The organism is Rhodococcus aetherivorans, from assembly GCF_011058165.1.
In the GTDB taxonomy this organism is placed as follows: Bacteria; Actinomycetota; Actinomycetes; order Mycobacteriales; family Mycobacteriaceae; genus Rhodococcus; species Rhodococcus aetherivorans.
This window is the reverse complement of the sequence record NZ_JAALEG010000023.1, coordinates 25,501-39,380: the sequence shown is the minus strand read 5'-3', so window position 1 is coordinate 39,380 and position 13,880 is coordinate 25,501. Positions and strand designations below refer to the sequence as shown.

General features: G+C 65.0%; 5 protein-coding genes and 2 pseudogenes. 2 read left to right on the top strand and 5 right to left on the bottom strand.

What is annotated here, in order from left to right; all coding sequences use genetic code 11:
- Positions 1-37 precede the first annotated feature (37 nt).
- A complete protein-coding gene (gene mobF / locus G6039_RS11950; RefSeq protein ID WP_164528077.1) occupies positions 38-4,324 on the bottom strand; it encodes a MobF family relaxase in 4,287 nt (1,428 codons plus the stop codon).
- A gap of 250 nt (positions 4,325-4,574) precedes the next feature.
- On the opposite strand from mobF, the gene G6039_RS11945 reads away from it, so the two are divergent.
- Entirely contained in the window at positions 4,575-5,144 is a 570-nt protein-coding gene (locus G6039_RS11945) for a hypothetical protein (protein WP_043802066.1), read from the top strand.
- A gap of 476 nt (positions 5,145-5,620) precedes the next feature.
- On the opposite strand, the pseudogene G6039_RS11935 reads toward G6039_RS11945, so the two are convergent.
- Positions 5,621-6,993: pseudogene (locus G6039_RS11935) on the bottom strand (IS1380 family transposase).
- 184 nt (positions 6,994-7,177) lie between these two features.
- On the opposite strand from G6039_RS11935, the gene G6039_RS11930 reads away from it, so the two are divergent.
- Positions 7,178-7,570 carry an effector-associated constant component EACC1 gene (locus tag G6039_RS11930; protein ID WP_152103836.1) on the top strand — a complete coding sequence of 131 codons (393 nt, stop codon included), beginning with the start codon at positions 7,178-7,180 and terminating at the stop codon, positions 7,568-7,570.
- Positions 7,571-7,573: 3 nt separating this feature from the next.
- Here the strand turns inward: G6039_RS11930 and G6039_RS11925 are convergent, their stop codons facing one another.
- The 3 genes and pseudogenes from G6039_RS11925 to G6039_RS11915 all read right to left on the bottom strand — a co-directional run bounded on the left by G6039_RS11925 (position 7,574) and on the right by G6039_RS11915 (position 13,722).
- A complete protein-coding gene (locus tag G6039_RS11925; RefSeq protein WP_080688628.1) occupies positions 7,574-9,631 on the bottom strand; it encodes a caspase family protein in 2,058 nt (685 codons plus the stop codon).
- A gap of 310 nt (positions 9,632-9,941) precedes the next feature.
- Positions 9,942-10,172: pseudogene (locus tag G6039_RS11920) on the bottom strand (transposase); the annotation flags it as partial.
- A gap of 196 nt (positions 10,173-10,368) precedes the next feature.
- Positions 10,369-13,722, bottom strand: a complete 3,354-nt coding sequence (locus G6039_RS11915; protein ID WP_080688629.1) for a DUF4185 domain-containing protein — start codon at positions 13,720-13,722, stop codon at positions 10,369-10,371.
- Positions 13,723-13,880 lie beyond the last annotated feature (158 nt).

The following is a 13,880-nucleotide window of genomic DNA, read 5'->3' as shown; positions in this document are numbered from 1 at the left end:
CTCGCTGTCTTCGTCTCGCGGTGCTCGTCGGTCGGTGTCACATCTGCGCCTCGGGGCCGGACTCGGGCTGTGTCGGGTCCAGCTCGGGGTGCGGGGTCGCCGACGGTGGCGGGGTCTGCTCGGGGCCGCTCCGGCGGGCGTCGGGCGGGGTTCCCTCGTGGTCGCGTCGGCCGATCTCGGCGTCGATCTGGCCGAGGATGTTCTCTTCGGTGCGCAGTCCGTCGTCGAGCCGGGTGATGCGGTCGCGCACTCGGCCGATGGCCTGGTCGTCGAGGACGCGGGCGCAGTCGTAGCGCGAGGCCGAGGCCCGGTTGAACTGTGCGGAGCGTTCGATGATCGGCCAGTCCCGCTCCAGCGGTGCGGTGTGCTCGGCCACCGACACCGCCGACGTCGCGGCCGCGATCTGCGCCGGGGTTGCGGCCGGATCGGTGCGCAACCGGCCGAGGGCAGCACGCGAGGCTCGCACCGCCTGGATCTGCCCATTCTGACGGTCGACCTCGGCGACGCGTTCGTCGACGGCTGTAATCGCGGAGTCGGTGCCGCTGACGCGGGCGAGCTCCTCCTGCGCCAAAGCCAGCAGCATCCGGTCTTCGGTGAGCCGCTGCAGGCTCGCCCGGCGGGCGGCGCGTAGTTCGGTGTCGCTGTAGCGGGCATACGGCGAGGCCGGCGTCGCCGAACCTTTCCGCTGCGACGGCGGGATGGTCAACCGGGCAATCGCTGCTTCGGCCTTCTCGCGGCGGGCACCGCGCAGGTAGGCCAGCGGATCGTGCTGATCGTCGGGTGCACCGGCGACCACCCGGGAGACCGCGATGTCGCGCACGGTGGTGTTCCACAGCCTGATTCGCCTCGGATCGTCCCCGGGGCTGCCGACGGCGGCGAGCCACGGGGCGTTCTGCTCGATCGCGGCCGTGAGGTAGGAGTCGACGAAGGCGTGCATCTGCTGCTGGTGGGCGCGGGCGTAGGCGGCGAGGATCGGGTCCATCGACGCTGCCGCATCCGTCAGGGCGGGCACCCTGTACCGCGCCAGATCGTCGGTGCGGGTGCGCGGGAACGCCGGTCCGTCCGTGGGGGAGATGCGGTCCTTCAACGCCGTGGCCAGCACGCGGCCGGGGGCGTTCGTGCCGTCGTCGAGTCGTCCGGCGCGGCCGTGCTCGCGCATCGTGTCGACGGCCTCGCGCAGCAGGCCCGGGGTGTCCCAGCCGAAGGTTTCGGCCTGGGCGACGCAGGTGACGATGGTGTCCCAGCCGCCGAGGTCGTGCACCCAGCCGAACTGCCGCTCGGTGAGGATCCGGCCGAGGAGCGCTTCGGTGTAGTCCTCGTACAGCGCGCTTACCGCCAGCTCGTACACCTCGGTGAGCTGCGACCACGACGCGGCCTGGCGCTGGGCCTGTTCGATCATCTGGTGGGCGGTGCGCTGCGAGCCGTCCCGGCCCAGGATCTTCGCCAGCAGCCCGATCGCGCCGGGGTGCTCGTCCTGGGCGTGTTCGACGTCCCAGTCGGGGAGTTCGTCGTGGGCGGCGTAGACGATGTTGGCGAGTTTGCCGCGGGTCATCGCCACGTACAGCGATTGCCGATTCATGTTCGCTGCGGCGAGCACGTGGCAGTGGCCGACGGTCATGCCCTGGGAGCGGTGCACGGTCGTCGCGTACCCGAGTTGCACGTTCTCGGTGATGTAGTCGGCGGCGACGGTGACCTCACCTGAGCTGATGGTGTGGCGCAGCCGCAACGATCCGTCGGTGCCGATCCCGGCCACGGTCCACAGATCGCCGTTCTTCACCCGACCGGACTTCTTGCCGTCGGAGTCCTTCACAACGTACTTCGAGGTGTTCTTGCGGGTGACCACCACGTCCCCGACGGCAGCCTCGAGACCGTCGGCCAGGACGACACCGGGGCCGGTGACGGTGCCGCCCGCGCGGTAGTAGGCGGCGGCCTTCTCGTTGAGCTGGCGCACCAGATCGTTGGTCGGCGCGACCATCACCGTGACATGGCCGGCCTCGACGTCGGCGACATAGGCGTCGAACACCATGCCGGTCAGTTCGTGCGCCATGCCCTCGCGGATGCGGTCGTTCTCGGCGTACCAGTCGAGAGCTTCGGCGTTGCCGCTGCGCAGCAGCAGACTCGCCTCGGCCTCACCCGGTGTGGTGAACCGGTGCACCTTCTCGAGGAACGGCGCGCCGGTCAGATCGGCGAGATCACGCAACACGCCACCGGCTTCGACGGAGGCGAGCTGCTGCGGATCGCCCAACAGTCGCACCACCGCACCGGCTTCGACCGCGACGCGCGTCAGGTCCGCCAGATCCCGGGCCGAGGCCATGCCCGCCTCGTCCACGAGCAACAGGCTGCCTTGCTCGATGCCGGTCGGCAGACCGGCCCGGTGGCGGGTGAGCACGTCGGCGATGGTGCGGCCCTGCACCGCAATCTCTTCTCCGAGCACTTCGGCGGCACGGGCCGACGGACCCAGCGCGACGACTTTTCCGTGCGCGGCCTCCCAGGCGCGGGCGATCACCGTCGCGGCGGTGGTCTTGCCGGCACCGGCCGCCCCGACCGCCACCGCGACGCGTTTGTTCGCGGTGAGGAAGTGTTCGATCAGGGCGATCTGGTCGCCGCCGAGACTGTGGCCGGCCTGTTTCTCGGCGCGGCGGATCTGGCGTCGGATCACGAAGTCGGAGACTGTGCGCTCATCGTCGGTGTCGGCCTGTCGGCGCATGAAGTCCTCGGCGTCGAGCACGGCCTGTGCGGTGTAGCGCATCTCGGCACGATCGACGAGCTGGCTGCGCCGAAGGCCCCGTTCGATGCGTTCGGTGATGCGCTCCGGCCCGGTGTACTGCTCGGTGAAGGTCGGCAGGCAGTAGTCCCGCAGGGCGAGTGCGAGGGCGTTGTCGTACATCGCCCGCAGCTCCTCGTCGTGGGCGAAACCGAACTCGCGCAGCTGCCGATCGAGCTGCGCGGACAGGGAGAACACCGTCCAGGTGCCCACCTTCCGCGAGAGCGTCTCGACCGCCTGCTCCACCACCGTGGGGACCTGATCCGGGGACAGCTCCGGGCGGCGATCGCGGTCACCGTGCACCGCGGCCACCAGCTCGCCGGGGTCACCGCCGGCGAGGATCGCCTCGGCGCGCTGGCGCCATTCGGCCCGCAACTCGGACAGCGAGCGTGGTGGATTCTTGGCGTTGCGGGTATCGAGGGTGGCCTGTTGTGCGTGGGCGTACTGCACCTTCTTCGGCGGGTTCTTGCCGTAGCGGGTCTTGTATTCCCGTGCCAGTTCCTCCTGGCGTGCCTCGATCTGCGAGCGGCGGGAGAACTCCTCGATCAGCGACAGCGGGATGCCGTCGACCTCGTGAACCGGCAGCTTGCCGACCGGGGTATCGGGGCGGCGAGCGAAGGTGACACCGAGCTTGCGCGAGACCAACTCGGCCACACGGGTGTTGTACTTCTCCGACCCGGCGACGTTCGCCTTGTACAGGATTGTGCCGTCGATGCTCGTCCACTTGCCCTCGGCGAGTACCCGATTGAACACCGCGCAGTGGGTGTGCAGGTTCGGATCCGCAGCGCGGTTGTCGTAGTGATCGAACCGGGCCACCAGCAGACCCTCGGCCTTGACCTTGCGCGCACCGCCGGCCCCGCGGCGGGTGTAGATCACCTCGTTCTCGATCCACTCCAACGTCTCGGACACCGCCTGCGCATGGGCCGCTTCGACCGCCGCCTTGACGCGTTCGTCCCCGAGTCCCCACAACAGGGAGATGGATTTGGCGGGGGTGAACACCAGGTCGTAACCGGCGACGGGGGAGCGGGCCTTGCCGTACTGCTCGGCGACGAACGTCCAGATGTCGTCGTCGCCGAGCAGGTCGGCGCGCCCACCGTTCGTGCGTTCGAGGTGCTTGCGGGCGGTGGCGAACTGGATAGTCTTCTTGGCCTCGCTGTCGGGGTACTCACCGTGCTGCCCCTTGTACGCGCTGCACAGTTCCTCGACGTCGTTGACGTACTCCTGGCTGTTCTGGAACCACGAAAACGCCCGTCCGAGAGCGGTGCGAGCGGACCAGTCGAGGCGCTCTTCCAGGGTCGACCCTGTCCCCGGCCGGGTGTCGAACGCGGTCGGGGTACGAGCGGCTCCGAACACCGACCGCATCGCCGATTCGGTGACCTCGGTGCCGACCTCGACACCGACCTTCTCGGCCAACTTGCCGCACCAGATCCCGGGCGGGGTGCCCTTGGCGACGTAGTAGTCGACCGCATCGGCCTTGCGGGACTCGGTCGCATCCCCGGCCGCCACATGCTTGGTCAGATAGACATAACCGTCCCCGGCATTGAGCTTGTGGACGGTCATCACGGAAGTTGATCATGCCACGTCGGCACTTCAGTGCATGAGGTGTGTAGAAGTTTTGGGGCTGACCACAGGTCAGCCCGGGCGTGCCCTGAACCTCGACGGTTTGGGCACGCGATGGGGCTGCCGCCGTGAGGCAATAGCGGAAGGGGTTCGTCGGGAAGGCGGATGAGAGCTGTGACTTGACACCGCAACACGGCATCCGGGGTGTGAAGCCGTGCGAAATCGCGGCGAACCGATAGACTCCCCGGCCATGGCTACCTCCTCGAAGGCGGCAGCTCGCCGCTCCCTGCGCCCGCACACCACCCCGAACGTGCGCGAGAACCTCCGGCGCGAACGAGAACGCGTCCTGGCGCGGCAGGCCGAACTCGAATCCCTGGCAGCTCCGATCAACGATGCTGCGGCGAAGCTGGCGAAGCTCGACGCGGTGCTCGAGTCCCGGGCAGCCACGCCGCAGCGCAAGATCGAGCGGCTGGAGAAGGCCCGGGATCGGCGCATCGCGAAGATCCAGCAGGAGTACGCCGCCAAGATCGAGGCCGTGCAGGCAGAAGCAGCGTCGGCCGGCACCCATCTGACACCGGAAGAACAAGAGCAAGAGTCGTCGTTGCTCCGCGAGTATGCGTCGGCGATCGTGGAGTTCAGTGCGAACGCCTCGCCCGCCGAACTCGCGCCACTGCTGGGTGTGAGCACCCGGGAGGCGAAGAAGATCATCGAGCAGGCGAAGGACGACCTGGCCGCGCCCGGCACCGTCGCCTTACCCCCGACGGCTACGCCGGTACCGTCGCCCGGTCCCGACGACAACCAGCCGGTAACCGCAGCGTGATGACGCTGCGCCGGTCATGAGTGTCGACAGCGAGCCGTCGCTCGACTTCGGTTTCGCGGAGTGCGATGTCGAGTACGTCGCGTCGGAGTCGTCGGATCAACCGCGGCGGATGCGGGTGCGTGGTGGACAACTCGTTGCGGCCGTCGAAGGCGAACGTCGCGGCGTTCCGGGCGAAGATCGTCAATCCCCGACGTGTTGGTACTGGAAGGAGACCCGCCCTCATCGGCAGAGCCACACGGGTGAGCACTTTCGGTCAGCAGGACTGAGCAGAATCAAATCAATGAGCGCCATCAAACGCCCGTCAATGTGCAACCTTCTCCACGTTGCATGGACGGTCTGAGCCCTGATCCACCATCGTGATTCGGAACTGACATCTCGCCGAATTTCGGTGAGCGATTTCCTGCAGGCACGGGTGATCCGCCGGTCTGCCCGGCATTTCCACTGCGGTCTCCGGTTGCGCCCTGCAGGGCGGGTGGTCAGGCGGCGGTGAACGCAGGAGGTGAGCCGACCGCGATGTCGAACAGACCCAGCCAGGACGACTCCCCGGACCAGCGGGTTGGTAGGTGCAGGGTTAGGCGGCGTCCCGACGATGCGATCGTCGCGGGGATGTTGATCAGGTGGGTGCGCAGCGTCGCCCACCGGGCGCGGGCATGACGGGCCCCGGCCGCGACACCGGCGGCGCGGGCGAGGTTGAAGGAGATGGCCGCGTGTGCCAGCCAGGCCGCGTTCGCCGCGTACTTCCCCGACGGCAGGTGCGCGAGCGGTCCGTTCTCGAGTTCGGCGATGACCTGCTCGACGGTCGCATGGTCACGGTGTCGGGCGTCGGCCTCGACCGTGGTCGGGGTCGAGTTGGTGACGAATCCGTGATGACGGAGGGTGGCGAACAACTCGTCCTGCCGCTGGTGGCGGCAGAATTCAACCGTCTGACCCGCCGCACCGCCAGCCGGCAGGTGACGTGCTCCCGTGTGCGGCGGGAGGTGAATATCGTGACTTCGGTTTCGGCGACCTCCGCGTCGGAGATCCACCGTCGCTCGTCTTCGTCGTAGACGGCGTTGGGATAGGTGATCGCCGTCCACGCGGACTCCTCGATCGAGGCGGTAGCCGCCCTGATCTGTGGGCTCATCCGCGCGGTCACCGAGAACCACGCTCCGGCGCGGAGTGCGGCAGCGGCGAATGCGTGCCCTAAGTAGGCCGAATCGGCACGGGCGAGGATCTGCCCGGTGACCCCGGCGGCGCGGGCGGCGGCGATCGCCTGGGCGAGCAGGCGTCCGGCACCGGTGTGGGAGGCGACGTTGCCGCGCCGCAACCGTGCCCGCACGATGACCAGAGCCGCTGTCGGCGTGGAGAGCGCCGCCACCTGCGCGTTCAATCGTCGCACTCCGGAGTAGCCGAACGCGGCGCCTTGTTTGGCGTAGCCGTGGACCTCCCAGATCGTATCGTCGACATCGACGTAGGCGATCTCCTCGCTTCCGGCGAGCAGAGTGGAGACGCGGCTGGCCAGGCCGGTCAACAATCGGGCGGCGACGGCATCGAGTTGTTGGACGTGACCGTGGGTGAACGAGCGCAGATACGCGCCGAGTGTCGAGGGTGCCCACACCCCACCGAACACCTTCTCCATCGCGCCGTGCCTGAGCAGGTCCAGGTCGTCGATGCTGTCGGCGCCGGCGAGCATGCCCGCGACGATGCTCGCGGACTTGGCCACCGGGTTCGGTGAATCGACACTGAGCCGCTGCCCGAGTACCTCGTGCAGGCCCGCGTTCTCGGCCAGTCGCATCACCGGAATCAGTCCGGCGGCCGACACGAGGTTCGGGTCATCGAAAACCGGGGTGATGGTATTAGATGCCTTCACCTGCGAGATGCCTCTGTTCTGGTGCTGGAATCTTTGTGTGGTAACTCAGATTCTCCTGCACCGCACAGGCTCTCGCGCTTTACGACACGCTCACACCCCCACATCACCGGTGGATCCAGGCTGAGGCAACCCACCCGGAGCGGAAGTGGCCCAACGTGCCTCTCCGCAGCGCTATTCTCTGATCGTGGACGCTTCCCGGCCCAAGCCGATTGATGTGGATCTGTGGTTATCCAGCGACGAATTCGATGCTGAACAATTAGAGGAAACAACCCGAACGCTTCGGTCCGAGTTACTGGACCTGGATGTGGACCATGTCACGGCCCGAAAGGGTGAGGCCGCCCCTTCCGGAACTCGGGGCCTCGATGCCGAGACGATCGGTCAGCTGATAGTGGGAGTCGGGCCCGGTCTTGTTGCACTACGTCAACTGCTGGAGACCGTACGGAGTTGGCACTCCAGCCGGCGCCAACTCAAGATCAGTGTGCGGATCGGCGAGGATCAAATCGAGCTTACGGATGCCTCATCGGAAAGCGAAGAGAGGCTGGTGAACGAGTTCATTCGCCGTCATGGGGCCGTGTAGGGACTACACTCGATGTCTCTCTGCCCCTGATCCATGCGAGTCGCTCGATGCTGCGATAATGGGCAAAGCGGGCAGCAACGCTACGAAAATGATAATCATTTCTATATCTGTGCCTGCGTGGCGTGCGGAATACGCCGAGTAATAGGCCACGATTGCAGCCGCCCCACTCCATCCAATAAGCAACGAAACCGCGAATTTACGGGGTGAAGCAGCCGCAGCGCACACAGGAATAACGAGTGCCATGGTCACCCACACGATTGCACCCCAATTGTCCGAGGTGACCGGATGCTCTCCGATGACGAATTGGTCGATCGCCAGCACGACAAGGGTGAGCATGCCGATTAGCACAAGCAACCACGACGCCGCAGACGTACTTGTGCCCCATTTCAGTTGCACCTCAGTGCACCGGCCCACAGCCAACCCCGCCAGCCCGGCCGTAAGTACCAGCACCCACAAGGCGACATACCAAATCCACGTTGCGAGGCCCCACATGGTCCAAGGCTCCCACTGGTTCCAGATAAACCATGGAAGGGTAGCACTTTCCCCTAGCACCATGCCTGCTCCAAACAACCTCCTAGAAGCGCTGCACAGGCCAACGCCGGCGACACCTATTACAGTGGCCGTCGCGAGTGCTGGCAGAACCACGTGCGGGCCGATGTCGATCAGTGTCTCGTCCGAGCCTCGCACGTACGGAACGAAGGGGTTCACTGCCATCAAGACGGCAGCGAGAATCGTCAACGTACCCGCGGCGCGCCACAGGAGGGCATCCTTGTTTCGGGTCGCGTTGACTTCGATGGTTCCCGGATGAGGATGCGCAGGGCGTTCCTGTGTACTCCGAGGTCCGTCGGCGGGGTGTCCCAGATTCGTCTGTTCTGGAGGATGCTGGATCGGTCGCGCTTCCGGGTTTGTGTGCCTGGCGTCATTGGTGGTCCGACGAGGAGGTGATGGAAATGCATGCGGTCCGCCGAATGGTTGTGCTGGTTTCGCTGGTGCTGGCTTCGATGGGGTCGGAGTCACCGAGCTAGCTTTCAGTTGGGACGGTTTCGGACTCCCAGCATCTGAATGGACCGATGGAAGCACCGGGAGTCGTATGTGTTCCCGAAGGGCTGCCGAGGCCGCCGCGGCCACACGTCGGCTGTCGTCCTTGGTAAGTTTCCGGAGCACCTGTTGAGCCGACTCTGCGAGTCCGAGGTGCCGGCCTCTGCAGAGTTTCTGAAGTTCGTGGACAGCGACCACGCGCACGCTTGATATAGGACTATCGATCAACTGCTCGAGTTCGACAGGCAACGGTGTCGGTTCACTCAAACGCCGGTGGCGCCTGGCAATGTGCAGATCACCTTGCACACCGAACACCCACTTGCCCGGTGTCTGATTCGGTGAGCAAGCCCGCACTTTGGCATATACGTAGTCATACAACTCGTCGAGGGTGATCAACCCGTCTTGGTTTCGATCGGCCTCACCGGTTGCAAGGCCCTCCACTAAAGCGCCAGTAAATACTGAGGGTCCGTCGTTGCTGGCATCGGTCAACTCGCCACTTTCAAAGGAGTACTCCATTGAGCTCGATGCGGTGATCACGGCGCGACCGCGGCCACTCAACTGCTCATGGAGGTTCATACCGGTATCGGCTCGATGCGTCATGCCCCTTTCGAAAGCCCCGGCATAACAGCAGTCCAGCAGCAGGACGATGCGCCGGGACCGGCTTCTGTTCATCCGACGGCTTACAAACTCTGCTGGCACACCCGTCGCTCCCAGCCGACTCAACTTGGTGTTTGATGCAGCGAAATACAACTCCCCGGCCTCGTCCTTGACTCCATGGCAGGAGAAGTGCAGTAGTAGCAAGTCCTCGGTGGTGCGGTCGGAAAAGAACTCCTCGACGCCCTCGCTCACCACGTAGGCAGGCTCGTTCATCAGTATGCGCACGTCAAAGCCCCCGATAAGCGGGTCTCTTAAGACGGAAGCAAGAGCCTCAGCATCCCGTGTCGGAGCCCTGAGCCGTTGCAGCCCAGGGTCTTGATAGTCATCACAAGCAACGATCAAGGCGCTACGTCGACCAGTTGCCATAATGCACCTGCCTGCACTGACTCGGTATCCAAGCAGCCGTGAGGCTTTTCTGCTCTAACCACCGCCAACTGCCCACAGCCCTAATCCTGTCCTCCACCGACTGCTCGTGCTTAACCCGTCCGGAAAGAAGCGGTAATGTTCGAAAATTCTCGCTCTGCTCGGACCAGGAACACCAAGTATTCCTTTTCCTCAGCGCTACGTGAAGGCTCACTGAGAGTATTCATGCCACCGATTCGCGTGATGGTGGGTCAAGTCGGTCAAGTCCCGTAAGGTGGTGTACGACGTCGTCGGGTGACTCCTCGTCGGTGGATCAGGCGGTCAAGGCCGGTGTCACCTCCCCGGTCTCCTCGGTGACACTGTCGGCGGGCTTGTCGGTGCGGGAGCGGACGAGGACGTCGAGGCCGAGGTAGCGGCGGCCTTCGATCCACTCGTCGTGCTGCTCGGCGAGCACCGCTCCGACCAGCCGGATTAGAGCAGTCCGATCCGGGAAGATCCCGACCACGTCGGTCCGCCGCCAGATCTCCTTGTTCAGCCGTTCCTCTATCCGGCCCTCGGGGTGGGATCAACCCCTGGTGGTCGATGTGCATCAGCGGTCGAGGCAGGCGCCTGATCAACCGTGCACGCACGTACTACCGGTGGCCGACCCGGCCCACCACCCGACGACTCAAGTGGTCATCATTTGCCGGTCGATCTTAGTCCCCGCACCCGCGATCACGAATCACTGTGAAAGCGTGAGGTTAACCGACTTGGACCTTGAAGTGCATTGCACGGTAGGGCCAGCCATCGGCGGTCTTCCATTGCGACACCAGTAGATGCAGACCCCCGTCCAGTGTGGACCCCGGAACGATGCTGGGTCCGTATAGCTGGGCTATCCGGTCGCCGCCTTCCTCGGCCCACGCTGATCCCCTGATCGGTGTCGTCTTTCGGACTTGGTAGAGGTTGTCGGTCGGCTTGTCCAAGATACGAATATCGATGTCATAGCCCCCGACCGTCGAGGCGTCGAAGTTCACGAGCACCCATTTGTTCTGAATCTTGCGCAGGCACATCTCGCCGAACTTCTCCGCGGACGGCTGCTTCTCGAGAACGGGTGTCGGCGGATTTCCCCAGTTCCATTGGCCGTCGCGCCAGCCCCATCCGATATACGCGTCTGGATCGGTGATCCGGTCCTCCCGGACCCTGCGCAAGATTGCGCCCTTGTCGCGCTGGAATCCTGTCGAGAAGACGTACACCCAACCGTCGTCGTCTCGCGCCCAAGTCCACAGCTGCGCGAACCCACCGTGGAGGCCGGCATCGAATTCGGCAGGGGTGCGCGACCAGCTCTTTCCGTCGTCCGACGACTTCCAGATTTCGGTCCGCACGACGTTACCGAGACCCTTGTTGACCATGACGTGCAGAAAGATGTCAGGACCGATCGTTATGACGTCCGACGGAAGCACGGTTGTGCCGTCCCCGTGATCGTAGGGCAGCAGCTGCCGGGCATACCCGGAATCCGGTCCGGCGGCCTCGTGCCATCGAATGCCGTCGTCAAGCCGCGTCGTGTCCGAGAAGAGGGCGACCGGCGCTCGCCAGTCGGCGCTACCGACCCTGGGATCGCGGAAGGTGTCGCCGAACACCGCGAGGATCCGACCGGACGGTGTGCGGGTCATCACGCCGAGATCCGTGGCGGCCATACCGAATCTGTCCGTGTGGCCTGGTCCGGTGGCGTCGGCCACCTTGTGGGCCACCGGCGTGATCTCGTGGCCGGCGTCGACGGGGGTGCCCGGAAGTCGCCACCCATCCTTGATCACGCCGTACCATTCTCCGGCGTAGACGTGCCCCGTGACCGGCCAGCCCTTTGCAATCTGCATCTTCTTCGCCGCGTCGCTGGTGGCCCTATCGAAGACGCTCGATTGGGGGATGTCGAGGGTCGCTTGCCACCGCTTCAAGCCGTCCTTCGACGACTGCGGTTCATTCCCGAACAGGTTCGACCAGGACTCCTGAGGTCCCTCGAGCGGCCCCCAGTAGTGTCCACTGGGAAGGGGGAAACGGTCCGGGTCATCCGGGATGCCGGCGTATCGCATGGCCGTGGCGAGAACTACATCGTAGGGGAAGGTGTCCGGAACGTCCCAATGGGTACCTATTCCGGAACCGTAGGTGTAGTTGTTGTGGCTCGACACTCCGCGCATGTTGTTTCGGACGCCGGTGGTGTCGACCCGTTCGATCGGAATGCCGTGCTCCTTCGACACTTTAGCGATCGTGAAGGCGACCATGTCGAGCATCTTGTCGTGCTCGAGCCATCTATCGCGCTGCTTGGGATTCCCTTCCTCGTTCGGATTGATCCCGGTCCATCGGGGGATCGCTCCGGAGGTGCCGACCATCGCAATGTCCACCGACATGCGTTTGCCGGCGCCGGGGACGCCCCAGGCAGTGTTCTTCGTCGAGACCGTTTGAACGATGTGATTGTCGTCGATCAGATAGTGGTACGAACCCGCCTTGGCGGGGTCGTTCTTCGTGCTGGTCTGGTAGTCGGCGACATTCTCGGCCCGAGCGATCCAATCTTGGTTCTCAGTAGTATGTAGGTAGATTCGCGCATAGACGTCATGTCCCTGGTTGTAGCCGGGACCTTCGCGCCAGGTGATGTCGTACCCCTCGGGCGCACGCACGCCGCCCGGTTCGGGGTCGACAGGTTGTTCGGCGTACTGCCATTGGCCGAAGTCTGCAGTCAGGGTGTCACTGACATCGACATTGATACCGGCGACGGTCACATTGTCGCGCGGGTGAATCAACCGCTGGAACAAACACGCGTGTTCGGAGATCGTGCCCAGGGGCCGCCCGCCGAGCCAGGTATTGGGCTGCCACAGGTAGCGCCGCCCACTACCGTCACGGCACACTCCCACGACGTCGTCCTCGATCGCCCAGTCGCAGGCTATATATTTGCAATAGGCCCCGACGCGCTGCTTTCCGATCACCGAGGCCGCACCTCGGAGATACGGCGCGGCCAAGCTGTTCCACTCCGCCAACGTCAGGTCATCGTCGATTGAGAAGAAGATGGGAGCAGCGGCGGGGCCGCCGCAGTTCTTGTGCCAGGCGTCCGCAGCCTTCGCGTCCGCCACGCCACCGTCGAATCCGCGCCTCCAGTCTGCGGTGGCGTTTTTGCCCTTCTGCCAATTGCTGACGAGCGGCATACCGAGCGCCAGATATCCGGCCGCCTCTTCCGGGGTGAGCTTCTTGTTGATAAGGCCGCGATCAGGCGAATCTACTAAGTAGCGGACCGCCCCGTCGTAGCCGTCGGCTTTGACGGCCTTGGCGCCGGGCCGGGCGGCCGCATGATCGACGAGTTGTAGGTTCGGCGTCCCCTCAACGGGCGGCAGGGAGGGCGCGGTACCTTCCATCCCGGCCCGCCAGGTGTCCTCGCCGATCAATCCGTCCGGCGTCAGACCATGCGCGAGCTGGACCGCTCGGGCGGCATCGGCAGTGGCCACGTCGTAAACGCCGGTCTGCGGCAAACCTTGGGCTTTCTGCCAGCGTTTGAGGCCTATTATCCACTCGGTCCGTTCACTGCCATGCCGACCCGAGATCGAAGAGTCGGGGCCTTCGAGGGGGCCGAAGTAGAAGCCGCGGGGGAGGGGAAAGGCCTCGGAGAATACGCCGGCGGAGCCGCCGTTCGTCCCGACACCAACCGGCGCGCCGGGCTCGATTGCGTCGCGAACCAGGTCTTCTGGGTTACGAGCGTCACCGCCGATCCGACCGGGTGGCCCCCACACCTCGAAGTGCAAATGCGGGCCGGTCGCTTGACCTTCGGATCCAACAGTCGCGATCAGCTGGCCCTCGCGCACCCGATCACCCCGCTTGACCAGGATGGACGAGTGGCGCATGTGCCCGAAGATGAGGTCGATGCCGCGTTCCTGCTGGGCGTCGATCCACACCCAATTCCCGAAACCCGACACTGAACCCGCTGCTCGATCTGCTCCCTCGATGACGATGCCGTCGACCGGTGCGTAGATCGGTGTACCGGACGGTGCGGCGATGTCGATTCCGTCGTGGTCGGGCCGGTCGGCAGTTCGGAATCCCGAAGAGATTGCGAACGTGCCCTTCACGGGCCTCGTGGTCATGACATCCTCCCCAGTGCGAGTTCCAGTCTTGTGTTCACCGGGCTTTCTATGCTGGTAGATGGCGGCTGCCTGCAGCAATCGGCCCAGGTACTGGGCAAGCGGGCGGGGCACATCGCGCGTGACAGAATAGGTGATCACGCGGGGCCTCTGGTTCGTGG

Coding starts and splice junctions, on each gene's coding strand:
- G6039_RS11925 (WP_080688628.1), bottom strand. CDS start 9,631: ATGGCAACTGGTCGACGTAGCGCCTTGATCGTTGCTTGTGATGACTAT.
- G6039_RS11945 (WP_043802066.1), top strand. CDS start 4,575: ATGGCTACCTCCTCGAAGGCGGCAGCTCGCCGCTCCCTGCGCCCGCAC.
- G6039_RS11915 (WP_080688629.1), bottom strand. CDS start 13,722: ATGACCACGAGGCCCGTGAAGGGCACGTTCGCAATCTCTTCGGGATTC.
- mobF (WP_164528077.1), bottom strand. CDS start 4,324: ATGACCGTCCACAAGCTCAATGCCGGGGACGGTTATGTCTATCTGACC.